The organism is Pseudomonas sp. QS1027, assembly GCF_002814235.1.
Lineage (GTDB): Bacteria > Pseudomonadota > Gammaproteobacteria > Pseudomonadales > Pseudomonadaceae > Aquipseudomonas.
In genome coordinates this window covers 82,988-109,726 of the sequence record NZ_PHSU01000023.1, presented here as the reverse complement: position 1 = coordinate 109,726, position 26,739 = coordinate 82,988, and the positions used below count along the sequence as shown (strand labels likewise).

General features: G+C 64.5%; 10 protein-coding genes. 5 read left to right on the top strand and 5 right to left on the bottom strand.

Features of this window, described 5'->3' with window-relative positions; translation table 11 throughout:
- The 5 genes from CWE01_RS21175 to CWE01_RS21155 all read left to right on the top strand — a co-directional run bounded on the left by CWE01_RS21175 (position 1) and on the right by CWE01_RS21155 (position 18,604).
- Positions 1 to 6,585, top strand: coding sequence for a non-ribosomal peptide synthetase (locus CWE01_RS21175; RefSeq protein ID WP_100942494.1), 6,585 nt, complete (start codon positions 1 to 3; stop codon positions 6,583 to 6,585).
- A 1-nt stretch (position 6,586) separates the two neighbouring features.
- On the top strand, positions 6,587 to 15,280 hold the full coding sequence (locus CWE01_RS21170; protein WP_100942493.1) for a non-ribosomal peptide synthetase: 8,694 nt from the start codon (positions 6,587 to 6,589) through the stop codon (positions 15,278 to 15,280).
- Between the two features lie 67 nt (positions 15,281 to 15,347).
- Positions 15,348 to 15,674, top strand: coding sequence for a hypothetical protein (locus CWE01_RS21165; protein WP_157815253.1), 327 nt, complete (start codon positions 15,348 to 15,350; stop codon positions 15,672 to 15,674).
- A gap of 3 nt (positions 15,675 to 15,677) precedes the next feature.
- On the top strand, positions 15,678 to 17,789 hold the full coding sequence (locus CWE01_RS21160; protein ID WP_100942491.1) for a YwqJ-related putative deaminase: 2,112 nt from the start codon (positions 15,678 to 15,680) through the stop codon (positions 17,787 to 17,789).
- The gene (locus tag CWE01_RS21155; RefSeq protein ID WP_100942490.1) at positions 17,786 to 18,604 is read left to right on the top strand and encodes a hypothetical protein; all 819 of its coding nucleotides are present in this window, start codon (positions 17,786 to 17,788) and stop codon (positions 18,602 to 18,604) included. The genes CWE01_RS21160 and CWE01_RS21155 overlap by 4 nt, the downstream gene beginning before the upstream one ends.
- A 46-nt stretch (positions 18,605 to 18,650) precedes the next feature.
- On the opposite strand, the gene CWE01_RS21150 is transcribed toward CWE01_RS21155, so the two are convergent.
- The 5 genes from CWE01_RS21150 to pvdM all read right to left on the bottom strand — a co-directional run bounded on the left by CWE01_RS21150 (position 18,651) and on the right by pvdM (position 26,711).
- Positions 18,651 to 21,095, bottom strand: coding sequence for a TonB-dependent receptor (locus CWE01_RS21150; protein WP_100942489.1), 2,445 nt, complete (start codon positions 21,093 to 21,095; stop codon positions 18,651 to 18,653).
- A 231-nt stretch (positions 21,096 to 21,326) separates the two neighbouring features.
- The gene (locus CWE01_RS21145) at positions 21,327 to 23,006 is read right to left on the bottom strand and encodes a cyclic peptide export ABC transporter (protein WP_100942488.1); all 1,680 of its coding nucleotides are present in this window, start codon (positions 23,004 to 23,006) and stop codon (positions 21,327 to 21,329) included.
- Positions 23,007 to 23,089: 83 nt separating this feature from the next.
- The gene (locus CWE01_RS21140; protein WP_100942487.1) at positions 23,090 to 23,989 is read right to left on the bottom strand and encodes a formylglycine-generating enzyme family protein; all 900 of its coding nucleotides are present in this window, start codon (positions 23,987 to 23,989) and stop codon (positions 23,090 to 23,092) included.
- Between the two features lie 45 nt (positions 23,990 to 24,034).
- Positions 24,035 to 25,336: an aminotransferase class V-fold PLP-dependent enzyme gene (locus CWE01_RS21135; protein WP_100942486.1), complete on the bottom strand. Its 1,302-nt coding sequence runs from the start codon at positions 25,334 to 25,336 to the stop codon at positions 24,035 to 24,037.
- 7 nt (positions 25,337 to 25,343) lie between these two features.
- Entirely contained in the window at positions 25,344 to 26,711 is a 1,368-nt protein-coding gene (gene pvdM, locus CWE01_RS21130; RefSeq protein WP_100942485.1) for a pyoverdine-tailoring dipeptidase-like protein PvdM, read from the bottom strand.
- Between the last annotated feature and the right edge of the window lie 28 nt (positions 26,712 to 26,739).

Sequence of the window (26,739 nt, the reverse complement as noted above, 5' to 3'; positions counted from 1 at the left end):
GTGCAAGGGTTAATCGAGTCGGTGGGGCAACTCTCGTCCAAGCAGCGCAAAGGCTTGGCGGCGCTGCTCAAGCAGAAGGGCATCAATCTGTTCGAGGTCGCGCCGGTGTTTCGCCGCGCGGCCGAGGAGCCCCTGCTGCTGTCCTACGCCCAACAGCGCCAGTGGTTCCTCTGGCAATGGGCGCCGCAGAGTTCCGCCTACAACATTGCCACGGCCTTGCGGGTGCACGGTCAGCTCGATGTAAACGCCTTGCAGGGCAGCTTCCAGGCCCTGGTGGAGCGGCACGAAAGCCTGCGCACGGTGTTCACCCAGACCGACGGGCAGCCGCTGCAGGTGGTGTTGCCCGCCGCTCGCTTCAGCCTGGATCTGCACACCCTCGACCCGGCCTCTGCGGCGAAGCATGAGGCGCAGGTCCAGGGCTTTGTCCAGGCGCAGAGCCAGCAGCCTTTCGATCTGGCCAGCGGCCCGCTGTTGCGGGCGGCCTTGTTGCAGGTAACGGCCGATGAACAGGTGCTGGTGCTGACTCAGCACCATATCGTGTCGGACGGCTGGTCCTTGCAGGTGATGACCGAGGAGCTGTTGGTGCTGTATGCCGACCTGAGCCAGGGCCGTACGCCGCAGTTGCCGGCGCTGCCGATCCAGTACGCCGACTATGCGTTGTGGCAGCGGCACTGGATGGAAGCCGGTGAGCAGGAGCGGCAACTGGAATATTGGCTGGGCAAACTCGCTGGCGAGCAGCCGGTGCTGGAGTTGCCGGTCGATCATCCGCGTCCGTTGTCCCCCAGTTTTGCCGGTGCCAGTCAGGCCCTGGTGCTCGACCCCGGGTTGAGCGAAGGGCTCAAGGCCTTGGCCCGGCAACAGGGAGTCAGTCTGTTTGCCTTGCTGTTGGCGTCGTTCCAGGCGCTGCTGCATCGCTACAGCGGGCAGGGCGATATCCGCGTCGGCGTGCCGGTGGCCAACCGCGAGCGGGCCGAGGTGGAGCGGCTGATCGGCTTCTTCGTCAACACCCAGGTGCTCAAGGCCGAGGTGGACGGGCAGGACACTTTTGTCGAGCTGCTGCGCCAGGTCTGGCAGACGGCACAAGAGGCCCAGGCCCATCAGGACCTGCCGTTCGAACAACTGGTCGAGGCGCTGGAGCCGGGGCGCAGTCTGAGCCACAGCCCGTTGTTCCAGGTGATGTTCAATCACCAGGCGCAGGCTCCGGCCAGCCCTGTAAGTCCAGTCTCGCCGTCCCAGGCATTGCGCCTCGAACCGCTGCACTGGCAAAGCCGGACGGCACAGTTCGACCTGGTGCTCAATACCACCGACCAACCCCAGGGTATCGAGGCCGTCTTCAAGTACGCCACCGACCTGTTCGACGCGAGCACCATCGAGCGCTTGGCCCGACACTGGCTGAACCTGCTGCGTTCGATCAGCGCCAATCCCCAGCAACGCATCGCCGATATCGCCCTGTTGGAGCCAAGCGAGCAGCGACAAATCCTGTCCCAGTACAACCCGGCATCCCGCCAATACCCGCTCGACGCTTGTCTGCAACAGCGGATTGAAGCCCAGGCCGCGTTGCGTCCGGACGCGGTGGCGGTGGTGTTCGCCGACCAGCAGCTGACCTACGGCGAACTCAACGCCCGCGCCAACCAGTGGGCCCATCACCTGATCGCCCAGGGCGTCGGCGCGGATGTGCTGGTGGGCGTATCTTGCGAACGTTCGCTGGAGATGCTCGTGGCGATTGTCGCCGTACTCAAGGCCGGGGGCGCCTACGTCCCGCTGGACCCCGGCTACCCGGACGAGCGCCTGCGCTACATGATCGAGGACAGCGGCCTCAAGCTGCTCCTGGCACAAGGGCACCTGCTGGGACGCCTGCCAGTACCGGCGGACGTCGAATGCCTCGATCTGGATCAGCCACCCCAAGACAGCTTGCGAGACAATCCGCCCTGCGTCACCGGCGTCGATCATCTCGCCTATGTCATCTACACCTCGGGCTCCACCGGCAAGCCCAAGGGCGCGCTGTTGCCCCACGGCAATGTGCTGCGTCTGTTCAGTGCCACCGAGGGCGAATTCGGCTTCGGCGCCGACGATATCTGGACGCTTTTTCACTCCTACGCCTTCGATTTCTCGGTCTGGGAAATCTTTGGTGCCTTGCTCCATGGTGGCAAGCTGGTGGTGGTGCCCCAGGAGGTCAGTCGTTCGCCCCGGGACTTCCATCGCCTGCTCTGCGATGAGCGGGTGACGGTCCTGAACCAGACGCCATCGGCGTTCAAGTCACTGTTGTCGGTGGCCGTCGAGTCACCGCGCGGGCTGGCGCTGCGTTACGTCGTGTTCGGCGGCGAGGCCCTGGAAGTGCAAGGCCTGCGGCCCTGGTTCGAGCGCTTCGGCGATCAGGCCCCGCAGCTGGTCAATATGTACGGCATCACCGAAACCACCGTGCACGTGACCTACCGGCCGCTGTCCCTGGCCGACCTTGAGCAGGCCGCCGGCAGCCCCATCGGCGAGCCGATCAGCGACCTGTCCCTGTACCTGCTGGACGATGCGCTGAACCTGGTGCCAGCGGGCTGCGTCGGCGAGCTGTATGTCGCCGGTGCCGGGCTGGCGCGGGGTTACCTGAAGCGGCCGGACCTGACGGCCACGCGTTTTGTCCCCGATCCTTTCGATCCCCAGGGCAGCCGACGCCTCTACCGCAGCGGCGACCTGGCGCGCCTGCGTGCCGACGGCACGATCGAATACATCGGTCGGCGCGACCAGCAGGTGAAGATTCGTGGCTTCCGCATCGAACTGGGGGAAATCGAAGCGCGCCTGCAAGGCCATGCGCGGGTGACCGAAGCTGCCGTACTGGCGGTGGACGGCGTGACCGGCACCCAGTTGGTGGCCTACCTGGTCCCGGCCGACCCGGCGCTGCTGCAGGATGAATCCCGGGCAACGGCCCTGCAGGGCGAACTGCGGGACTACCTCAAGGCCCATCTGGCCGACTACATGGTGCCGACACACCTGGTGCTGCTCGACACACTGCCGCTGACCGCCAACGGCAAGCTCGACCGCAAGGCCTTGCCCGCGCCGGACAGCCATGTGCTGCAGCAGGCTTACGTCGCTCCGCAGCGGGAAATCGAACAGCAACTGGCGGCGATCTGGGCCCAGGTGCTGAAGGTCGAACAGGTCGGCCTGCGGGACAACTTCTTCGAACTGGGCGGCCACTCGCTGCTGGCGACCCAGGTGATCGCCCGGGCCCGCCAGGAGCTGGGCCTGGAGCTGTCCCTGCGCAGTCTGTTCGAAACCGCGGACCTGGGCGGCTTTGCCGCCAGTGCCGAAACGGATCAGGCCCGGAATGCACCGGCCTTCAGCCTGGCCGACCGTGGCCAGCCGCTGCGTCTTTCCTATGCCCAGCAACGCCAGTGGCTGCTCTGGCAACTGGAGCCGGACAACAGCGCCTATCACATCCCGGCCGCCCTGCAACTGGACGGCGCCCTGGATCGCGAAGCCTTGCGGCGCAGTTTCGAAGCCTTGATCGCTCGTCACGAGAGCCTGCGCACCACCTTCGGCCAGTTGGACGGGCAGGGCGTGCAGCAGGTGCAAGCGGCGACGGTCTTTGCCCTGGCGCTGGATGAGTTCAATCCGGGTGCGGGCCTTGATCCCGAGTCGTGGGTCAAGGCCCTGGTGGCGCGGGAGGTAGAGGCGCCGTTCGACCTGCAACAGGGACCGTTGCTGCGGGCCCGCTTGCTGAGCCTTGGCCAGACCCGCCATGTGCTGGTGGTGACCCTGCACCATATCGTCTCGGATGGCTGGTCGATGCCGATCATGGTCGACGAACTGATCGAGTACTACGCCGCCTTCAGCCAGGGACATGCGCCCGTGCTCAAGGACTTGCCGTTCCAGTACGCCGACTATGCCCACTGGCAGCGCGACTGGATGGCGGCGGGCGAGGACGCCCGGCAACTGGACTACTGGCGCGGTCAGCTGGGCGACCAGCAACCCGTGCTGGAATTGCCCACCGACCGGCCGCGCCCGGCGTTGCAGAGCAGTGCCGGTGCGCGCCTCGAGGTCGCGTTCGAGCCGGCCTTGCTGGTACCGCTCAAGGCGATTGCCCGGGAACAGGGCGTGACCCTGTTCATGTTATTGCTGGCCTCGTTCCAGACCCTGCTGCATCGTTACTCGGGCCAGGCCGATATCCGCGTCGGTGTGCCGATCGCCAACCGCACCCGCGTGGAAACCGAGGGCCTGATCGGCTTCTTCGTCAACACCCAGGTGCTCAAGGCCGAGTTCGAACTGCACAGCACCTTTGGCCAGTTGCTGGCCCAGGTCAAGCAGGCGGCGCTGGGCGCCCAGGCGCATCAGGACCTGCCGTTCGAGCATCTGGTGCAGGCCCTGCAACCCGAGCGCAGCCTCAGCCACAGCCCATTGTTCCAGGTGCTCTACAACCACCAGACCGAACGCAAGGGCGCGGTGCGCCAGCTACCGGGCTTGCACATCGAAGGACTGGACAGCGGTGGCCATAGCGCCCAGTTCGACCTGGCGCTGGACACCTTTGAAGGTGAAGATGGCCTGCGGGCTGCCCTGACCTATGCCACGGCACTGTTCGATGCCGCTACCGTCGGGCGCATGGCCGAGCACTGGCGCAATCTGCTGCGGGCTGTCGCCGAGCAGGGCGTGACACAACGCATTGCCGAGCTGCCGCTGCTGGACGACGAAGAGCGCCAGTGCATCCTGCAACGCTGGAGCCGTATCGACGGTGTCTACCCGGACGCGCCCTGTGTCCATGAGCGGATCGCCGCCCAGGCCCGGGCGACCCCCGAGGCCACGGCGCTGATCTTCGGCGCCGAGCAGTTGACCTATGCCGAGCTGGAGCGCCGGGCCAACCGCCTGGCCCACACGCTGCGGGCACTGGGCGTCGGCCCGGAAGTGCCGGTGGGCATCGCGGTGGATCGTGGGTTGGAGATGGTGGTCGGCTTGCTGGCGATCCTCAAGGCCGGCGGCGCCTATGTGCCGCTGGACCCGGAATTCCCCCGCGAGCGCCTGGACTACATGATGCGGGACAGCGGCATCGAGCTGTTGCTCTGCCACGCTCATCTGCTGGCGCAATTGCCGGTAGCGGCGTCGTTGCGCACGCTGTGCCTGGACCGGCTCGAAGCGCCATTGCCGGGGTCTGGCGACGAAGCGCCGAGCAGCCTCGTGCAGCCGCACAACCTGGCCTACATCATCTATACCTCCGGCTCCACCGGCCAGCCCAAGGGCGTGGCCATCGAGCATGCCGCCCTGAGCGCCCATAGCCACGTCGCCATCGAGTATTTCCGCCTGCAACCCGAGGACCGCGTGCTGCTGTTCTCCACCCTCAATTTCGATGGTTTCGTCGAACAGCTGTTCCCGGCCCTGTGCCACGGCGCGGCGGTGGTGGTACGCGGCAACGAGGTCTGGGACAGCAACACCTTCCACCAGGAAGTGCTGCGTTCGGGCATCACCGTGGCGGATTTGAGCACGGCCTACTGGTATCTGCTGGTGCAGGAATTCAGTCGCCAGGCGCCCAGGGATTTCGGTCCGCTGCGCCAGGTCAGCGCCACCGGCGAGGCCATGCCCCCGGAAGGCCTCGAACTGTGGAAACAGGCGGGGCTGGGCCATGTGCGCCTGCTCAATACCTACGGCCCGACGGAAACCACCATCACTGCCAGCTACCTCGAGTGTGACGCTTATGTTCGCGGCGAACTGCCCAAGCCGTCGTCGATGCCGATCGGTCGGCCGCTGGGGGGGCGGCGCATGTATATCCTCGACAGCGATTTCACCCCGGCGGTCCAGGGCGCCACTGGCGAACTGCTGATCGGCGGCGCCTTGCTGGCCCGGGGTTATCACGGCCGTGCGGCGCTGACGGCCGAGCGTTTTATCCCCGATCCGTTCGACGGGCAGGGCGGCGGTCGGCTGTACCGTACCGGCGACCTGACCCGCTACCGCGACGCGGGGCTGATCGAATACGCCGGGCGCCTCGACCATCAGGTCAAGATCCGTGGTTTCCGTATCGAACTGGGCGAGATCGAAGCGCGCCTGCAACAGCATCCGCAGGTGCGCGAAGCGCTGGTGGTGGCCATCGACGGCCCGTCCGGCAAGCAACTGGCGGCCTATCTGGTGCCCGCCGATCCGGCCGCCACCCCACAGCTTTTGCGCGATGCCCTGCGCGACGATCTCAAGGCCAACCTGCCGGACTATATGGTCCCGGCGCACTGGGTGGTGCTCGACGCCCTGCCGATGACCCCCGGCGGCAAGCTCGACCGCAAGGCCCTGCCCAAGCCCGACCCGAGTGCCTGGCAGCAGGCCTATGTGGCTCCGCGTAGCGAACGCGAGCAGCAACTGGCGGCGATCTGGGCGCAGGTGCTGCAGGTCGAGCGGGTCGGCCTGGATGACAACTTCTTCGAACTGGGCGGGCACTCGTTGCTGGCCGCCCAGGTGATCTCCCGGATTCATTCGGGCCTGGGGATCGACATACCGCTTCGGATGATTTTCGAGAAACCTCAATTGAACGAGTTTGCACAGGCACTTGAAGGCACTGGCCTTTCCCTGACCGATGACGGGCTGTCCGACATTGAACGCATGATGAACGACATGGCGGAGGCTTGAGATGGATACCACCACGGCACAACGGATTGCCCGGCGCTTCGTCGGCCTGCCCCTGGACCAGCGCCGCCAGATCCTGGAGAAGATGCAGGCCACCGGGCAGAGCTTCAGGCTGCTGCCGATCGCCGTCACCCGTCATGAGGTCCCGCGCATTCCGCTGTCCTATGCCCAGCAGCAGATGCTGATTCTCTGGCAACTGGAACCGGCTAACAGCGCCTATAACGTACCGATGGCCGTGCGCTTGAGCGGCAGCCTGGATGAAGCGGCGCTGGGTCGGGCCCTGGAACAGCTGGTGCGGCGGCATGAAAGCCTGCGCACGCGCTTTGTCTCGGATGAGGGCGCGTTTCATCAGGAGATTCTTGAGCAGTCCGCGGTGAGCCTGGTGCGGGTCGACGTCCTGGCGACTGCCGCCGACAGCGCCGAGGAGCACCTCAAGGGTTTGGTCGCCGCCGAGTTGAGCGCGCCGTTCGACCTGCTGGAAGGACCGCTGCTGCGGGTCAGGCTGTTCCGCCTGGGCGAAGCCGAACACGTGCTGACCCTGTGCATGCACCACATCATCTCCGACGGTTGGTCGGGGGAGGTGTTGGTCCGTGAATTCATCCGCTTCTACCTCGGCGAACTCGAAAGCGCCGCCAACCCTGTGGGGGGCGGCTTGCCGGCACTGCCGATCCAGTACGCCGACTTCGCCATCTGGCAACGGGCCTGGCTCGAAGCCGGCGAGGGCGAGCGCCAGTTGGCCTATTGGAAAGAACAACTGGGCGACGAACATCCGTTGCTGGAGCTGCCCCTGGACCGCGAGCGTCCGGCGCAACCGAGTTACCGCGGCGCCATCGTCCACAGCGACCTGACGCCCGCTCTCTCGGCGCAACTCAAGAACCTGGCCCGGCAGAACGGCCAGACTCTCTTCATGCTCAGTCTGGCGGCGCTGGCCGTGGTGCTTTCGCGCTACAGCGGCCAGGCCGATATCCGCATCGGCGCGCCGAATGCCGGACGCAGCCGCGAGGAACTGGAAGGCCTGATCGGCTTCTTTATCAACACCCAGGTCCTGCGGGTGCAGGTGGACGAACGCGCCAGCTTCGAGCAACTACTGGAACAGGTGAAACAGGTGGTGACCGGCGCCCAGTCCCATCAGGAGCTGCCTTTCGAACAACTGGTGGAAGCCCTGGCCCCGGAGCGCCACCTTGGTCACAACCCGCTGTTCCAGGTCAAGATCAACCAGAACGTGCTGGCCGCTGCCGGCGCTGGAGACAAGGCCCAGGACCTGAGCGTCGAAGCCTTTGCCATCGATGTCGCCGACGCCCGTTTCGACCTGGCCCTGGATTTCACCGACACTCCACAGGGCGTCGAGGCCAGCTTCACCTATGCCACGGACCTGTTCGAGGCCGCGACCATCGAGCGCATGGCCGCGTCCTGGCGTCAGGTGCTGGAGCAACTGGCGCACGCCGTTGAGCAACCGCTGCTGGAACAACCCGGCAATGCCGCCCAGCCCATCGAGCACCAGGCCGCGCCATGGCCCTTTACGGATTTCCTCGCCCTCTGGGAACAGGGGCGGCGGATCGGGCAGGGTCAGGCGGCATTACATGCCACGGGGCAATCGATCGACTACGACGAACTGGAGCGTCGCTCCAACCGACTGGCGCATTACCTGCGCGCCCAGGGCATTGGTCGCGGGGACGTGATTGCCCTGTGCCAGGAGCGTTCCTTCGAGTGGGTGATCGGGCTGCTCGCCGTGCTGAAAACCGGCGCGGTCTACCTGCCGCTGGATACGGCGCAGCCGAGGGAACGTTTGCAGCAACTGCTCAAGGACAGTGCCGCCACGCTGCTGATGCATGCGCCGGGCGATGACAAGTCCGCCGGCCTGGGTGTTTGCCCGGTGCTGGCCCATGACCCGGGACAATGGGCCGAGTGCAGCGCCGAATCCCTGGCGATCCAGGTCCTGCCGGAACAGCCGGCCTATATCATCTACACCTCCGGTTCCACCGGGCAGCCCAAGGGCGTGCTGATCAGCCATCAGGCCCTGGCGAACTATGTGCAGGCGTTGTTGCAACGCCTGGACCTGGCGCCCGGGGCGAGCATGGCGCTGGTCTCGACCATTGCCGCCGACCTCGGTCATACCCAGCTGTTCGGCGCCCTGGCATCCGGGCGCCCACTGCACCTGATGGCCGCCGAACATGCCTTCGACCCCGACGGTTTCGCCGCCTATATGGCCGAGCACCGGGTGGATGTGCTGAAAATCGTCCCGAGCCATTTGCAGGGCCTGCTGCAGGCCGCGCGGCCGGCGGACGTGCTGCCCCGGCAGTTGCTGGTCCTCGGTGGCGAAGCCAGCCCCTGGGCGCTGATCGAGCAGATCCGGCGCCTGGCGCCGGAGTGCCGCATCGTCAATCACTACGGGCCGACGGAAACCACCGTGGGCATCCTGACCCACGAAGTCCGGGAGCGCCTGGCGGGTTGTCGCACGGTGCCGGTGGGGCGACCCCTGGCCAACGATCAGGCGCGGGTGCTGGACGCCTGGCTCAATCCGGTGGCGGAACGCGTCGCCGGCGAGCTGTACCTCGGTGGTGCCGGCCTGGCCCAGGGTTATCTGGGACGGGCGGCAATGACCGCCGAACGTTTTGTACCCGATCCCGAGTCCCGGCACGGCGAGCGTCTGTACCGCGCTGGCGACCGTGCGCGGGCGATTGACGGCCGGGTGGAATACCTCGGTCGGGCCGACGACCAGGTGAAGATTCGTGGCTACCGGGTCGAGCCCGGCGAAGTCGCGCAGGTGCTGCAAGGCCTGGACGGTGTGCGTGAGGCGGTGGTCCTGGCCTTGCCGCTGGAAAGCGATGCCTCGCGCCTGCAACTGGTCGCCTATTGTGTGCCTGTCTCCGGAACCGAACTGGCAGTCGAGACCTTGCGCCAGTCCTTGTTGGCCGAACTGCCGGAGTATCTGGTGCCGGCGCATATCGTCGCCCTCGAACGCCTGCCGTTGACCGCCAACGGCAAGCTCGACAAGCGTGCGCTGCCCAAACCTGGCGTCGCCGGCAAGCGTTACACCGCGCCGGTCGGCGAGATCGAAGAGAAGCTCGCGGCGGTCTGGGCCGATGTGCTCAAGCTGGAGCGGGTCGGCAGCACCGATAACTTCTTCGAGCTGGGCGGCGACTCGATCCTCAGCTTGCAGATCATCGCCCGGGCCAAGCGCCAGGGCATCAAGTTGATCCCCCGGCAGTTGTTCGAGAAGCAGACCATCGGCCAACTGGCGACGGTGGCCCGGTTGATCGAGAAGAAGGCCGAGGTGGTCGAGATGGTGCAGGGCAGCCTGCCGCTGCTGCCGATCCAGGCGCGCTTTTTCGAGCTGGAAATCCCCCAGCGTCAGCACTGGAACCAGGCGCTGATGCTGGAACCGTCGACAACCCTGGACCCGGCGCATCTGCGCAATGCCCTGCACATGCTGATCGAACGGCACGAGGCCCTGCGCCTGAGCTTCGATCTGAGGGACGGCGTCTGGCAGGCGAGCTTCCGCGCGGGCCCCGCGATGGATCCGTTGTGGGTGCACACACTCGACGATCCGGCACGCCTGACCGAGTTGGCCGACGAAGCCCAGCGTAGCCTCGATTTGAAACAGGGGCCGTTGCTGCGGGCAGTGCTGGTCAACCTGCCGCAAGGGCAACAGCGTTTGCTGCTGGTGATTCACCATCTGGCGGTGGACGGGGTGTCCTGGCGTGTGTTGTTTGAGGACCTGCAACAGGCCTATACCGCCCTGGCAGCGGGACGTTCGCCGGTCCTGGCAGCCCGCAGCAGTTCGCTCAAGGCCTGGGCCGAGCACCTGCAAGGTTATGCCCATGGCCCGCTGCTCAAGGCTGAGCGCGACTACTGGTTGCAGAGCCTCGGGCACATGGAAGGCGAGTTGCCCCGGGACAATCCGCTGGGGACCAATACCCGGCGCCAGGTTCGTTATGCCCGTTCGTGCCTGAGCCAAGACCTTACCCAACAGCTGTTGAAAGTCGCCCCGGCGGCCTATCGTACCCAGGTCAACGACCTGCTGCTGACTGCCCTGGCCCAGGTGTTGTGCACCTGGAGCGGGCAGGCCTCGGCACTGATCCAGCTGGAAGGCCACGGTCGCGAGGACCTGTTCGAGGACCTCGACCTGAGCCGCACCGTGGGTTGGTTCAGCAGCCTGTTTCCGCTGCGGCTCACGCCCGAGGGCGAGCCGGGTGCGAGTATCCGCAGCATCAAGGAACAATTGCGCGCGGTGCCGAACAAGGGCATCGGCTACGGCATCCTGCGTTACCTCGGCGATGCCGAGACCGTCGCGGCCTTGCAGGCGTTGCCCGAAGCCCGGGTGACCTTCAACTACCTGGGGCAGTTCGATACCGACGCCGCTCCTGGCGAGCGCGCGCTGTTGACCCCGAGCGCCGATGACAGCGGTGTGAGCCAGAGTGAAGAGGCACCGCTGGGTAACTGGCTGAGCCTCAATGGCCAGGTCTACAACGGCCAGTTGCAACTGGACTGGAGTTTCAGTGGCGAGGTCTATCGCGGCGAAACCATCGAGGGCCTGGCGGCGGCGTACGAGCAGGCGTTGGCCGAGGTGATCGCGCACTGTGTCCGCGAGGAGCACCACGGCGTGACCCCCTCGGACTTCCCGCTGGCGGGCCTGAACCAGGCCCAGCTGGATCGTCTGCCGGTGGCGGCGCGGGACATCGAGGATGTCTATCCGTTGTCGCCGATGCAGCAGGGCATGCTGTTCCACAGCCTGTCGGCACCGGCCTCGGGCAACTACCTGAACCAGATGCGGGTCGATGTGACGGGGCTCGATGTGCCGCGTTTCCGCGCCGCCTGGCAGGCCGCCATCGATCGTCACGAGGCGCTGCGGGCGCGTTTTGCCGACGGCAGCGGACAGCCGGTGCAGGTGATTCGCAAAACCGAGGCCCTGGCGTTTGTCGAGCAGGATCTGCGTGGCCGCGATGGCCTTGAAGCGTTGTTGGCCGAGCTGGCCGACGCGGATCTGCAACGCGGCTTCGACCTGGCTGGTGACCCGCTGTTGCGCCTGACGGTATTGCGCACCGCCGAACAGCGTCACCACCTGATCTACACCAACCACCATATCCTGCTGGACGGCTGGAGCAGTGCGCGGCTGTTGGGCGAGGTGCTGGAACATTACAACGGGCAAGGGGTGACGCCGCCCGGCAGTCGCCTGCGCGATTACATCCAGTGGCTGCAACGCCAGGACAGCGGCGCCGATCAGCGTTTCTGGACCGAGCAGATGGCCGCTTTCGCCGAACCGACCCGCCTGGTGCAGGCGTTCAAGGCCGGTGGCGTGGTCGACGCCCGTGGTTATGGCGAATATCGCCAGACCCTCGACGCGGCGCGGACCCTGCACCTGGGCGAGTTCGCCCGCGAGCAGCGGGTGACCCTCAACACCCTGGTGCAGGCGGCCTGGCTGTTGCTGCTGCAACGCTACACCGGCCAGCGCAGTGTCACTTTCGGCGCCACGGTGTCCGGGCGTCCGGCGGACCTGCCTGGTGTCGAGGAACAACTGGGCCTGTTTATCAACACCCTGCCGGTGCTGGGCAGCCCGGGACCGGAGCTACAGGTCGGCGACTGGGTGCAGCAGGTGCAGGCACGCAACCTGGCCTTGCGTGAACACGAGCACACCCCGCTGTACGACATCCAGCGCTGGGCCGGCTGGAGCGGCGAAGCGCTGTTCGACACCCTGCTGGTGTTCGAGAACTATCCGACTTCGCAGGTCCTGGCGCAGGGCGCTGACAACGGGCTGGCCTTCAGTGGCTTGCAGAGCCGGGAGCAGACCCACTATCCGCTGACCCTGGTGGTGGAGGTGGGCGAGGTCATGTCGGTGGACTACCGTTACGCCCGGCAACAGCTCTCGGACGCGGCGGTGGTGCAATTGGCCGGGCATTTCGAGCACCTGCTGCTGGCCCTGGCCGAGTCGGCCGGGCAACGCCTGGGCGAGCTGCCGATGCTTGCTGAGGCCGAGGCGCGGCAGACGCTGGAACAGTGGAACCAGACCCATGCCGACTATCCGGGTCCCTGGTGCCTGCACAGCCTGATCGAGGCCCAGGTGCAGCGCTCGCCGGACGCACCGGCGTTGCTGTTCGACGGACAGCAGTTGAGTTATCGCCAGCTCAATAGCCGGGCCAACCAACTGGCTCACCGCCTGCGCGAGCGCGGAGTGGGCCCGGATGTGCTGGTGGGCATCGCCGCCGAGCGCAGCCTGGAGATGGTGGTCGGCCTGGTGGCGATCCTCAAGGCCGGTGGCGCCTATGTGCCGCTGGACCCCGAGTATCCCCGCGAACGTCTGGCCTACATGATCGAAGACAGCGGCATCGACCTGCTGCTGACCCAGCGTCATCTGCTGGAGACCCTGCCGATCCCGGCCCACGTGCGCAGCCTGTGCCTGGATGTTCCCGAGGCGGTTGCCGCCAGCGAGGAGAACCCACGCAACCTGACCTTGCCGGACCATCTGGCCTATGTGATCTACACCTCCGGTTCCACCGGGCGACCGAAGGGTGCCGGCAACAGTCATCGGGCGCTGTACAACCGTCTGGCCTGGATGCAGAAGGCCTATGGCCTGAAGGCCGATGACACGGTCCTGCAAAAGACTCCGTTCAGCTTCGACGTGTCGGTCTGGGAATTTTTCTGGCCGCTGCTGACCGGCGCCCGCCTGGCCATCGCCAAGCCGGGCGAGCACCGCGATCCGCAACAGTTGATGGAAAGCATCGAGCGTTATCAGGTCAGCACCCTGCATTTCGTGCCGTCCATGTTGCAGGTGTTCATGGTCGGGGTTGATGGGCAGCGCTGCCGCAGCATCCGACGCCTGGTGTGCAGTGGCGAGGCGCTGCCGGCCGAGTTGTCCCAGGAGGTGCTGAAGCGTCTGCCCGAGACGGCGCTGTACAACCTCTATGGTCCGACCGAAGCCGCCATCGACGTCACCCACTGGACCTGCACGATCGACGACAAGCTGAGCGTGCCGATTGGTCGACCGATCGACAACCTCAAGGGCCATGTGCTGGACAACGGCCTGCTGCCGGCCGCGTTCAGTGCCGCTGGCGAGTTGTACCTCGGTGGTGTCGGCCTGGCGCGCGGTTATCACCGGCGTCCGGCGCTGACCGCCGAGCGATTTGTCCCGGACCCGTTCGACGAGCACGGTGGCCGCCTGTATCGCACCGGCGACCTGGCCCGTTATCGCGACGAGGGAGTGATCGAATACGCCGGGCGCCTCGACCATCAGATCAAGATTCGCGGCTTGCGCGTGGAACTGGGTGAGATCGAGGCGCGGTTGCAGGAGCATCCGGGGGTGCGCGAAGCCAATGTCATCGATATCGACGGGCCTTTGGGCAAGCAGTTGGTGGCGTACCTGGTGCCGGTCGAACGTGACCTGGTTGACGCCGGACCGGTGGCGCAAGCCCCGTTGCGTGACGCGCTCAAGGCCCATCTCAAGGCGCAATTACCGGAGCATATGGTGCCGGCTCATCTGGTGCTGCTGGAAGGCATGCCGCTGAGCCCGAACGGCAAGCTGGATCGCCGCGGGTTGCCGGCGCCGGATGTGAATGCCTCGGGGCCGGTCTACCGGGCTCCGCGTACCGAACTGGAGCAACGCCTGGCGGCTATCTGGACGCAGGTGCTGGAGGTCGAGCGGGTCGGGCTGGATGACAATTTCTTCGAGCGTGGCGGTCACTCGCTGCTGGTGATTGCCCTGGTCGGGCGCCTGCGTGAAGCATTTGATGTGACGATCAAGCTGCATGACTTCCTGTTGCTGCCGAACCTGGAGGCGCTGGCGGATTTCCTGCGGGAAGGGGAGGCGCGGGTCAAGTCGCCGGTGATCGCCATGAATGCCTGCCGCAATGACCGCAGCCCACTGTTCTGCCTGCCGCCGGGCGGCGGCGGGGCCTACGCCTACTATCCGTTGGCCGGGACCCTGGGCAACCAGCGTCGGGTCTATGGGCTGGTCAACAAGAGTTATGTGGTGCCGGGCTGGTTCGACGAGTCCTGGGACGGCATGGTCGCTTACTACCTGGAGCAGATCCGCGCCACCCAGCCACACGGGCCTTACAACCTGTTGGGCTGGTCATTGGGTGGGGCGTTGGCCATCGAGGTCGCCCATCGTCTTGAGCAGGCGGGTGAGCGGGTGAGTTTTGTCGGGCTGGTGGATTCGCTGATGCCCCGGGGTGTCGAGGAGCGTGCCGCCGAGCCTGGAGCGGACGTTGATCCACAAGTCGAGGAGCCCGGGTTGTATGGCCCGTTGTTGAGCAGCCTGCTGGCCTTTGTGCCGGGGCTCGATGAAGCGACGGTGCTGGGCTTCCTGGAGCAGGCGCGTGCCAGCTTGAGTGACGAGCAGGCGGTGGTCGAGCGGGTGATCGAACAGGTGGCCGAGGCAGGTGGAGTGAGTGTCGAACGCCTGCGCGAGATCCACCGCGATATCGCGCTGCAGGATGAGATCGAGACCGGGTATCGCCTGTTGCATGCCAATGCTCTGTTGAGCGAGGCTTTCAGCCTGAAACCCTTGTCGGTGAAGGTCGATTGCTGGTGGGCGACGGGCAGCCGCAGTGCCGCGCAGATTCACGAGGCCGAGGCACGGTTGCAGGGTGAGTGTTCGGTCAACGGCCTGGCGGGATCCAGGGTGCTGGAGGAAAGCCATGACAGTGTCATCCTCAGTCCTGCGTTGTTGAATGCAGTGCTGGAGTGCCTGGCCGAGCAATAGCACGATCCATGAAGGGATGCCGCTGCCCTTGACTTCCCCGTCGGGGGGCAGCGACACTCGAAAAATCATGATCGTTATCCGACAAGCTCAACTCGATTCATTTACACGGGCCGAATGGCAGCGATTTCTCGATTCGATCGCGGCTGAAGTGCGGGCGATACTGGCCTTGCGCAACGATCCGCGCGTGGTCGAGCCTCTTGATCGTGTCGTTCATGATGCCGTCAAGCTGGCGCAGGATTACGGCCTGCGGACGCGGCCTGAGTTGCTGCGCTTCGCCCGCGCCGTTGTCGTCGCGGGCTCGGGCTGGCAGCCGCCGGCCGAATCCCTTCTCAGTGATGAAGACTTACCGCCGGAGGACCTGCTGGCGTTCGTCGAGGCGAATGCGAGAGTCTGATCCATGGCGTACAGCAGATACTTTCTTGGCACTGTCGATCCGATCGAGGCTTGTCCTCAACCGCGCTACTACCTGACGGTTTGTCCAGTGCACAAGGCCTCGACGAACAAGGGGCCGTTGCTGGGCATCCAGTTTTCCGTGACAGTCGACGGTCTGGCAATCAGCCCCGTGACACTGCCCGCGGAGCTGTGCTTCACCCTGGTGTTCGATGATCAGGAGACGCACGCTGTCAGCGTGACGCATACGTCGACCGGTTTCACCGGCACAAACAGCGCCAAGCCCGTCGCCAAGGGGACCAGGACGACTGTCTCCCTGGCCAAACCTTGGGAACTGATCGTACAGGTCAATGAGCAATGGCCCGGTGAGGTGGTAAAGCCGTTGGCCAAGGCCAAAGTCAGCATTGCCGGTGTTGTCACGGCAGCCAGTCCCGAGGGGCTTATCGCGCGGGCTGCTCGTGCCTTGGGCGATCCATGCAGGCTGGAGCTGGGCGTGCAGGGGCTGCCGGCCGACTTGTGCCGGGTGACGACCAGCACGGTGTTCCCCAGAAGCGCCGATGGATTCCTGGTCGACAAGGATGTTGAAACGACAGAAGTCGCCGACAAAGCGATCAACGTTCGGGCCAATCGCGCTGGAACGATCACCACCGTAACCTTTGTCATGACCGTGGCGGTCATAAAACCTGAAATGACGTGCGATCCCATCGTCTTGCTTGATCGCGGGTACAAGGACTTCAACACCACGGCTTCGAAACTGACGTTGAAAGCGACAAGTACAGCGCTGCCGAAGGCAGCCGAGTTGGCCGATCTCAAGGCGGTATTGACCTATGATGGGAAGATCAAGTGCCTCAAGGGCGCAGAGGCTTATGGTTCCGGTACCGAAATGGAGTTCGCAAAGCCACCCGTCGAGCTATGGGTCAAAGGGCTGGCGGCAGGCACTTCGAAGCCCGTCTTCAAACTCTCCAGCGCGCGGGAGGAAGTGGACCGCTACTGGCGGTTCGAGTCGGCTGAAATAGAAGGGGAACTCCTGGTCGAGCCATTGGAGTTTGTCCTGTGGCAGTATCGTGAAGGTCAGGACAGCGACGCCCTGGCCCCCGGCCCCAAGCCACTGACACGGCAGCTTCACAACCAGAACGGGAGCGGCTCATTTACCTCGGCGCGACTGGACATCAAGGCGCCGAGCGAGGAATTCTGGACGAAAGGGGGAGTGTTGACACTGACGCCTTCCGCCAAGATGAGCGTATTCAAGGACGATACGCTCACTACCGCTGTCGCTGAGCTCAAGAAGGAGGACTTCATTGCCGCCAGTTTGCGAGTCTGGGTCAAGGGCGGCGGTGTTGCCGGCTTGGGAGCGGTACCGGCTTTCGACTGGACGAACTGGACGTCCGAGCCGGAGAAGGTTCTCGACAAGACCCAGAGCGTCACTTGTGGTGCAAGGATCGCGGGTGGGAAGCTTCTGCTCAATGGGGACGCAGTGAAGCTGGAGACGTTCTCATTGGACGACTATCTGGATCGCAAGACCCGCAACGATTGCCGGAAACCGATCGCGGCCTGCTTCGATGGCAAAGATCTTGTTGACGAGCCCACATACGAGCGTTTGCGCGATACCGATGTCGCCGTGGCCTATGCCGCCGCGCACAAGTACTACACGAAGGAAAGCCAGCGTCGGGTCAACTTGAACTACAGCGCCAACGGCCGTGCCATTTTCAAACCCTTCCTGAAGGCGATCCGTAAAGACAAGAATGCGGGGGCGAACCTGGCGAATCAGTCCGTCACGGGGGCGAATTGGGTGGCGACGCATTTGTCGACCCAGCATCAGATCGCTCTGCACGCGGCCACCAAGGAGATGATCCGTGAATATATCGAGCGGGTGTTGACGAGGGGAGATGCCGTTGACTTGGGATTTGACCTCACGCGTGGTGTACCGGGTGTACATGCCGAAGTGCTGGCAGTCAACGATATTTTCAACGGTGTCGTCGGTATCGAACCGAAAGACATTACGGTGGCTACCTACAAGCTTCAGGAGGCAGGCGAGCAGGGCAATCGTTTCGTCGCCTGCATCAACTGCCGTGGCATTCTGCTGGGCGGAGCGAGAAAAGTCAGGGTGATCACGGGATGACATTTCGAATAAGAGCGGATTTTCTGACCCGGGACGAGGCTGGCAAATTTCTCTTTGAAGGGACGGCGTTTTCGGGCCTGGCCTACCGGGTCGGCGAGGACAGCGTTCTGACGGAGATCGTCAGCGTGGATGCCGGCCTGGTGGAAGGTCCATCCGCTGACTGGCTGACCCTTCCCGCAGGCGGCAAGCGGGTCGAGAGAAGGTCACTGAAAATGGACGAGGACTACGGTCCTGAGCTTTATCAGGGCCTGGCGTTCACAGGCATCGCGTATTCGTTCACCGCGAGCGGCCGCTGCTTTGCCGAACTCGAATACCTGAATGGCTTCGTTTCCGACGAAAACCGCCGGGAGTGGTACGCGTCGGGTGAACCGAAGGCGCTCGCTGCAGGTGACGAGACGACGACCTGGTTCGAGAATGGACGCTTGATGAGCAAGCAGATCGGAGACGATGAAACCTACGGCGTGCGGATCGGGCGTGATGGCTGTTGGTGGGGATTGGTGCTGCTCGACGGGGCGCTTCTCGATCTGGACCAGTTGGGTGGACTGACCTCTGCTGAAGAGATGCTGTTAGCGGGAGCGGCGATCACTTCGCAGGTTCTTGTGAAGCTCAAGGCCCTGACCACGATCAGTACCTGCCGCCGCTTGCGATTGTTCGAGACGGGGATCGATGCCACTGCTGTCGACGTGCTGGTTTCGTTCGGACAGTTGGAGGAGATCTGGCTGGACCGCAACCCGGGCCTGGGACCGGAAGCCGCGCGGCAGCTCGAATTGCGCAAGCCCGGGTGCGTGGTGCATGTCGAGGTTGATCCCGAGTAACTGCCGACGTGGGAGGCGACCGCCGTGCAGGCGGTCGCTGTGAGCGTCAGAAGTCCGTGCGGATGGTCAGCATGTAGGTACGTGGATCGCCGTAGTAGTTACCACGTCCCAGTTCACCCACGGATTTGTAGTAGACCTTGTCGAAGACGTTCTTCACGTCCAGGCCGACTTTCCAGTTCTTGTCGATCTTGTACGACGCCAGGGCATCCCAGACGGCCCGCCCGCCGTTGGATACGTTTGGCCCATAGACATTCGTCGAATAACCGCTCTGTGCCGAGACCCCGCCGCCCACGGTCAGGCGGTTCCAGTCGCCTTGCAGGTTGTAGGTGGTCGAGGCCCGCAACATATGCTTGGGCGTCTGGTAGTCGGTCGGGCCACCGGTGCTCGAGTCGGTGACGTTGAAGGTGTAACCGCCAGCCACTTGCCAACCCGGCAGCACCTCGCCGCTGGCTTCCAGCTCGTAGCCCTTGCTGCGCTGAACGGTGCCACCGATGTAGCAGGTCTGGCTGAAGCTGCTTGGGCAAGTGATGTCTTGAGCATTCGGATCCTGCACCGCAACGTTTTTCTGCTTGATGTAGAACACCGCCGCCGAGACGTTCAGACGACCGTCGTACAGCTCGCCCTTGACGCCGGTTTCATAGTTGGTACCGATGGCCGGGTCCAGCAGGCTGCCGCTGACGGTACGGTACTGGCTTTGCGGTAGGAAAATATCCGCGTAGCTGGCGTACCAGGACCATTTATCGTTGAAGTCATAGATCAAGCCGGCAAAGGGGGTGAACTGATTCTTCTGGTTGTTCGATTGTATTCCGCCGTGAAGCGCGTCCTTGGTCTGGTACTCGTACCAGGACAGCCGGCCACCCAACACCAGGCTCAGATCTTGCGTCAGATGCAGGCGGGTGTTGCCATAGACGCCGTAGCGCCGGGTGTCGTCATCGGTGATCTGGTCCCAGCCGGTGCGCAATGGCTCGGCAACGGCATTGTGGTCGGGGTCGAATACATCGATCGGGGTGTCCAGATCGATGTCGGTTTCCTTGGTGCGCAGCTTTTGATCCGACCAGTTGGCGCCGATCATCACCGAGTGCTCCAGGCCAAAGGCGTTGAAGTTGCCGGTGACGTTGGTATCCAGACCGGTGCTGACTACGGAGTCTTGGCGAAACAGCGCGTCGATCAGATTTGATCCGGTGCCTGTGACCGGATTGATACTACCGCGTGGCAACGCCGCCTGTTGATCGAAGGAGCCCTGGCTGCGGGTCACCGAGGTCTTGCTCTTCCAGTCTTCGTTGAAGCGGTGTTCCAGCTCGGCGAAGACTTCGGTCTGCTGGTTTTCATGGCGGTTCCAGTTCTGCGCCAGCGAGGTGGCGCGGGAGATCCCCAGGGCCTGGCCATTGCTGTAGCGCGGCAAACCGAAGATCGAGTAACCGTTGGTCACGCTGGTCTGGTTGCGCAGGCCCACGGACAGGGTGTTGTCATCGTTCAGGTCGGCTTCGACGATGCCATAGAACACCGGTTTGCGACTGCTGGCGGCGTCATAGAAGTAGTGCCGGTCTTCGTAGGCGACCACCATGCGCCCGCGCACCGAACCCGAGTCGTTGAGGCGACCGGTGGCGTCGAGGTCCGTGCGGTAGAAGTCGTTGGAGCCGATGCGGGTGGTGATGGAGTAGTGCGGGTCGGCGCTCGGCCGTTTGCGCACCAGGTTCACCGCGCCGCCGGGGTTGCCGTTGCCCACCAGCAGGCCGGCGGCGCCACGGAGGATTTCCACGCGGTCGAACACCGCGGTGTCCGGAGTGATCCAGCCGGTAGGGCTGTAGCTCAGGCCGGGGACACCATCGATCATGTAGGAGTCGGCACCCAGCTCGAAGCCGCGGGAGTTGTACTGGTTGTCGCCGAAGTTGCGACTCGACAAGGTGATGCCGGTGGCCTGGTCCATCACCTGGTCGAGGGAGGTGAGGTTCTTGTCGTCCATCTGCTGGCGGGTGATCACGGTGACCGACTGCGGGGTTTCACGCAGGCTCTGGGCCGTCTTGCCGATGGTCACCGCGCCGGTGGTGTAGGAACCGGTGCCGTCGGTATTGGTACCCAGGGCCTGGCCGCTGACGTTGGTGGCAGCCAGGGTCAGGCCCGCGCCCTTGGCGGCGGCCGTGTCGCTCAGGGTCAGGGTGTCGCCCTGCAGGTTGTAGTCGACGCCGGTGTTTTTCAGCAACTCACTGGCGGCCTGGCCGGGGGTGAACACGCCTTTGACCGGTGCACCGTGAAGGCCCTGGACCCGCTCCGGGTTGTACAGAATCTGGATATTGCCCTGGCGACCCAGTTCCTGCAGGGCGGCGCCCAACGGCTGGGCGCCGATGTTGAATTCAAACTCCTGGGCCTGGACCTGTGCCGCCAGAGGCAGTGCCAGCGCCATCCCCATGACGGCCAGCGACGGTGGCGAGCAGAACAGCTGGCGAACCAGCAACGCTTTGCTCAGGGGCGTGAGTCGGTGTTGTTTTGGCATTGTGTCTGCTCTTATCAAAATTGCTGGGGAAGCGAGTGAGAATTTTTTGCATTTGAAATAAAGACGTATGAGGTCGACAAAGACGGAAAAGAAAAGTGAAAAAAGTTGCGACGGGAGGATGCTGCGGTCTCTATGTGTAGGAGCCGGCTTGCCGGCGATTGGCCCTCAAGCCTTACATCGCTCTCAAGGTCGCCATCGCCGGCAAGCCGGCTCCTACACGGGATGTTGGTGTTACGAGAAGGCGTTTTCAGCGAAGGCGTGCTGTTCTTCGCGGCGCTCGACCTTGATCTGTCCGGCCTGCATCCGCACCAACTGGTCGGCCACCGGGAAATAACGGTCGTCGTGGGAAATCACGATGATCGTCTTGCCCTGCTGGCGCAGCTCGGGCAGCAGTTCGGTGTAGAACACCCGGCGGAAGGCCGGGTCCTGGTCGGCGGCCCATTCGTCGAACACCAGCACCGGGCGCTGGTCCAGCCAGGCATTGATCAGCGCCAGGCGCTTGCGCTGGCCGGTGGACAGGTCGGTGGTGGTGAAGCGGCCGTCGCGGATGCTGACCTTGTGGGCGATGTCCAGGCGCTCCAGGTACTTGATCGATTCCGGGGGCAGCAGGTCGTCGCCCTGGAGCACTTCGTCGAACAGGTAGTAGTCGGCGAAGATGGTGGTGAACAACTGCCGGTAATCATCCAGGCCCTCGGCGGTCACTGCCTTGCCGTTGAGGCGCACTTCGCCCTGTTGCGGGCTGTAGAGCCCCAGCAGCAGCTTGATCAGGGTGGTCTTGCCGCAGCCGTTCTCGCCGACGATAAAGAGGATCTCGCCCTGCTTGATGGTCAGGTTCACCGGCCCCAGGTGGAAGGCCTGGCTGCCTTCGACCTGCGGGTAGTCATAACGCAGTTGGTGCAGCTCGATACTTTGCAGCGGCGCCGGGACGGCCTGGCGGTCCTGGATCAGCAGGTGCGGTTCCGGCGAGGAGAATTGCCAGGACAGTTCGGCGATCCGGCGCAAGGCGATTTCCGCGCGGCTGATGATCGGCAGGGTGTTGATCAGGCGTTCCAGCGGGCCTTTCATGTACAGCATGACCAGCACGAAACCACCGAGCACGGTGCGGTCGGTGCCGGGCCAGAGGGCCTGGAAGGTGATGGCGATACCGATCACGGCGAAAAACAGCATCGAGCCGAAAGTCTCCGCGCTGACGAAGATATTCGCCGCACGGATGTTGGCGCGGCAGATCCGTTCGGTGGTGCCGTGGATCTGTTCGTCGTGCATGTGCTGGCGACGCTTGCGCTGGATTCGCAGTTCCTTGGCCCCGGCCGAGATTGCCTGGTAGTGCTTCTGCAATTCGTCTTCGCCGTCGCGGGCGCTGAGGATGCTGCGCATGCCGTAGCGGTGGGCCAGCCATTGGGCGCCGGAGCCGATGACCACGGTGACCACGGTCAGCAGCAGGATCTGCCAGGAGAGCATCGCCAGGTAGGACAGGCAGCCCAGGGTCACGGTAAAGGCGATCACCATCGGCGCCACCGAGAGGGCGAAGGTACTCAGGGTGCTGACGTCGCCGAGCAGTACCGGAATCAGGCGGTGGGCGCGGTAGCGTTCGAGTTGCTCGATGGGTGCCACCAGCACCTGGGCGGCCAGTTCGCGGCGCAGGCGTGCAACCACCTGTTGACCGACATAGTTGGTCAGTAGGTTGGACACGGTGGAGCAGGCCAGGGTCAGCAGGCACAGGCCGCCGAACAGCAGGGCGGTGTGGCTGTCGGGCCCGGCGGCGGCGTTCATGGCGTTGTTGACGGTGGCCAGCAGGCCGGTGACGCTGAGGCCGCTGACGATCCCCAATACGGCCGAAAGTACGACCAGCAGCCAGAACGGCTTGAGGATCCTGAAGGTTTCCCGGGCGAGACTTGGGGCTGGGACAGGCATGGGGGCTACTCGTGAAGGGGCTGTAGAAGCGGGCGCCCCGGAAGGCGCCTTGAACTCTGTAGACGAGTCGATGGGGTCGGGATTTAGAGCTCGCGGGCGACCCGCAAGCCCAGCCAGTCGCCACGGGTGATGGCGCTGCGTTCATTGCGATTGCCCGAACGTGAGAACACCGGGGCTTCGGTCCAGTCATTGCCGCGAATCACCCGGCGGTCCTCGCATTCCTTGCTGTCCAGGCGCGGGCTGCCGTCGGCGGGTGCGCCGACATAGCTGTCGACATAGCAATCGGCGGTCCATTCGTAGACATTGCCGTGGCCGTCATACACGCCATAGGCGTTCGGCGGGAAGCTGCCGCCCGGCGAGGTGTAGCTGAAGCCGTCGGCCGGGCCGTAGGTGTTGGCGTGTTCGGCGATGCTGTAGCCCTTGTCCTTGTCGAACGGGAAGGGGAACGGCCCGCTGGTGCCGCCACGCACGGCGTATTCGCGTTGCGACTCGCTGAGCAGGTGATATTTTTTCCCGGTCTTTTTCGACAGCCAGTCGGCATAGGCCTGGGCCTCGTGGGCGTCCATGCACACCGCCGGTTGCCGGTCACCCTGGGGGTAGCGCGGCTGGCCGGCCAGGCATTCGCGTCCGGGACGGGTATCGCCGTCCGGCATCTTGTAGCCGGTGTCATGGATGTAGGCCTTCCACTCACCGCTGAGCACCTGGAAGCGGCTGACGGCGAAGGCCTTCTTGAAGGTCACCGGGTGCATCGGACCTTCATCCGCTTCGCGTCCGACTTCGTCCTCGGGGGTGCCCATGGTGAAGGTGCCGGCGGGCAGCACGACCATTTCCGGGCAATCCTTGCAGTCCTTGAACACCTTGCCCGGCAGCGGCGGCGAAGCGGCCAGGGCGACGCCGGGCAGCCAGGCGCCGAGCAGGGCGCTGAGGATCAGGGCGGGCCAGAGGCCGACGCGAGACCGGGAAGCAAACAGGTGGAATTTCATGAAGTTTCTCGCAGGCAAGGAATGGAAATCAGAAAGCGTTGGCGGTCACAACTGTTTACCCAGCAGGGCCATGAAACGGTCGATCTCGGCTTCGTTGTTGAGCAGGCCCGGCGCTGTCCGTACCACCGGACCGACATCGCGATCCACCGCATCGACCACCACCTTGTTGCGCATCAGGTAGGCGGCGACCTTGTCGCTGTCCTGGCCCTTGACCCGGAAGAAGCTGAAGCCGGCGGACAGTTCGGGGTTGATCGGCGTGACCAGTTCGATCCGTGGGTCGGCCCGCAGGCGTTGCTTGATCAGGCTGTTCAACTGCTGGATACGCGCCTGGACCTCGGCCTTGCCCAGTTGCAGGTGCAGTTCGAAGGCCTTGTCCAGCGCCCAGCGATGCTCGAAGGCGTGGTAGCCGCCGGGGCTCATGGAGGTGGCGAAGTTGGTGTCTTCGGAAAAGGTCGGCAGCAGCGGGCTGACGTCCCTGACCTGTTGCGAACGGGCGCAGACGATGCCGGTGCCGCGGGGGCCGAACATCCACTTGTGGGTGCCGGCGATAAAGAAGTCGCAGTGCATGTCCGGGAAATCGAGGTTGTCCACGCCAAAGCCATGCACGCCGTCGACGACATAGAGGATCCGGTCCTTGTCGTCGCGCTGTTGATTGTGTTCGGCGACCAACTGGCCGATCTGGCCGATCGGCAGTTTCACCCCGCTGCCCGATTGCACCCAGGTCATGCCGAGCACCCGGGTTTCGGGTTTGATCGCCCGGTCGATATTGCCGATCACCTCGTCGGCGGAAACCAGCGCCGGGTCCTTGAACAGGCTGATCTTGCGCACCCGGGTGCCTTCGCGCTCGCTGCGCAGGCGCAAGAGATTGCGGGTCGAATAATGTTCGTGTTCGGTGGTGAGGATTTCCTGGTCGGGGCGCACATGGATGCCGCCGTAGATCATCGCCAGGCCCTCGGTGGTGCTGCCGGTCAGGGCGATCTGCCCGGGCTCGGCCTTGAGGTAGCGCCCGGCCCACAGGCGGACCTGGGCTTCGCGTTTCCAGGTTTCCTCCAGGTCCCAGTCCATGGCCAGGCCCGGGTTGCGGTCGATGGCGGCGCGGTGCTGCTCGATGGCTTCACGCACGGGCCTGGGGTGAGAGGTCACCAGGAAGTTGGAGAAGTGCAGGTAGTCGGGGTCCTGGTCGAACAACTGGCGCAACCCGGTCCACTTGTCCGTGGACAACGCCGGGTTCGCGGCCGTGGCGGGAGTCGTGACCGGGCTGGCGGCCAGGGCGTCCAGGATGGCACCCAGGGGCAGGCCGGCGGCAAGTACGCCGGCCTGCTTGAGGAAGGTTCTGCGATCGGTCATGGGCAATTCACTGGCGCGAGAGCGTGGCGGTGGGTGGCGGGGTGCCGGGGCGGGCGGCTTTCTGCACCTGGTCCCAGACCCGCAGGAAGTTGCCGCCCCAGAGCTTGGCGATATCGGCTTCGGAGTAGCCACGCTCAAGCAGTTCGGCGGTGACGTTGCGCGCCTCGCTGACATCCTTGAAACCGTCGATGCCGCCGCCGTCGTTGAAGTCGGAACTGATGCCGACGTGATCGATGCCGATCTTCTTCACCGCATAGTCGATGGCGTTGCCGAAGTCCTTGAGGTCGGCCTTGGGCTCCTCGTCGAGAATCCCGTAGAGGGCGCTGGCGTATTGGCCGAAGCGTTGTTCCGGCCAGACGGTGATGATCGGGTCGCCGGGCATCAGGGCCATGGCCAGGTTGGGCAGCGGCGGCAGGTCGAAACGTTTGCGCAGGGTGTTGAGCTTGTCCTGGGTGTGCTGGCTCAACGGCCGCAGATAGGCCGGGAACGCGACGATCTGGACCACGCCGCCGCTGTTCTTGATCAGCTGCATTTCCTTGTCGCTGAGGTTGCGCGGGATATCCACCAGGGCGCGGGGCGCCGAGTGCGAGGCGACCATCGGCGTGCGGCTCAGCTGGCTGACCTGCTCCAGGGCCTTGGTCGACATCTGCGAGACGTCGATGATCACCCCCAGGTCGTTGAGGCGGTGCACGGCCTGCTTGCCGATCTCGGAGAGGCCGTCGAGGGCATCCGGCGTGTCGTTGAGGAACGGTAACGGGCGCGAGGAGTCGGCCCAGTCGTTGTTGCCCACGTAGCTGAAGCCGAACATGCGCATGCCGCGCGCGGCCCACAGGTCCAGGCGATCGAGGTCGTGGCCCAGGGGGTAGGCGTTGAGCATGCTGATGAAGATCGCGAACTTGCCTTCGCCATGCAGGCGGCGCATATCGTCGGGGCTGTAGGCGATGCCGACGCGGTTGGGGAAATCACGGGCCAGGCCGCTGATGATCTGGTAGCGCACTTCCTGCTGTTTGCGTGCTTCCTCGACAAAGCCGGCGGTGGGGCGGTGCGGGGCGTTCGGCCCGTTCCAGATTTCCGGCCAGCCGAACACCGTCAGCGCGGCGGCGGAAAGCCGTCCGCGGCCGGTCTTGGCCAGGTCGAACTGGCCGCTGCCATCCTTGTCGGCTTCGCGGCCTTCGGTGCCGAAGGTCAGGGGCACGGTGATATGGCTGTCGAAGCTGATGATCCGGTCCTGAAGCTCGTCGGCCTGCTTCATGATCTTCAGCGAGTAACCGGGGTTGGGCCACAGGTCCCAGGTCAGCCAGGCTGCGGCGGCGCAGAGCCCCAGGGCCAGCGGCAGGCCGATGTAGAGAGCCTTTTTCGAACGCGGTTTTATCATTGCCATCTCATTGTGGTTTGCCGATGTT

What these genes read in the sequence shown, in the direction of transcription:
- CWE01_RS21150 (WP_100942489.1), bottom strand. Translation starts at nt 21,095, where the DNA reads ATGCCAAAACAACACCGACTCACGCCCCTGAGCAAAGCGTTGCTGGTT.
- CWE01_RS21160 (WP_100942491.1), top strand. Translation starts at nt 15,678, where the DNA reads ATGGCGTACAGCAGATACTTTCTTGGCACTGTCGATCCGATCGAGGCT.
- CWE01_RS21145 (WP_100942488.1), bottom strand. Translation starts at nt 23,006, where the DNA reads ATGCCTGTCCCAGCCCCAAGTCTCGCCCGGGAAACCTTCAGGATCCTC.
- CWE01_RS21170 (WP_100942493.1), top strand. Translation starts at nt 6,587, where the DNA reads ATGGATACCACCACGGCACAACGGATTGCCCGGCGCTTCGTCGGCCTG.
- CWE01_RS21155 (WP_100942490.1), top strand. Translation starts at nt 17,786, where the DNA reads ATGACATTTCGAATAAGAGCGGATTTTCTGACCCGGGACGAGGCTGGC.
- CWE01_RS21165 (WP_157815253.1), top strand. Translation starts at nt 15,348, where the DNA reads ATGATCGTTATCCGACAAGCTCAACTCGATTCATTTACACGGGCCGAA.
- pvdM (WP_100942485.1), bottom strand. Translation starts at nt 26,711, where the DNA reads ATGATAAAACCGCGTTCGAAAAAGGCTCTCTACATCGGCCTGCCGCTG.
- CWE01_RS21135 (WP_100942486.1), bottom strand. Translation starts at nt 25,336, where the DNA reads ATGACCGATCGCAGAACCTTCCTCAAGCAGGCCGGCGTACTTGCCGCC.
- CWE01_RS21140 (WP_100942487.1), bottom strand. Translation starts at nt 23,989, where the DNA reads ATGAAATTCCACCTGTTTGCTTCCCGGTCTCGCGTCGGCCTCTGGCCC.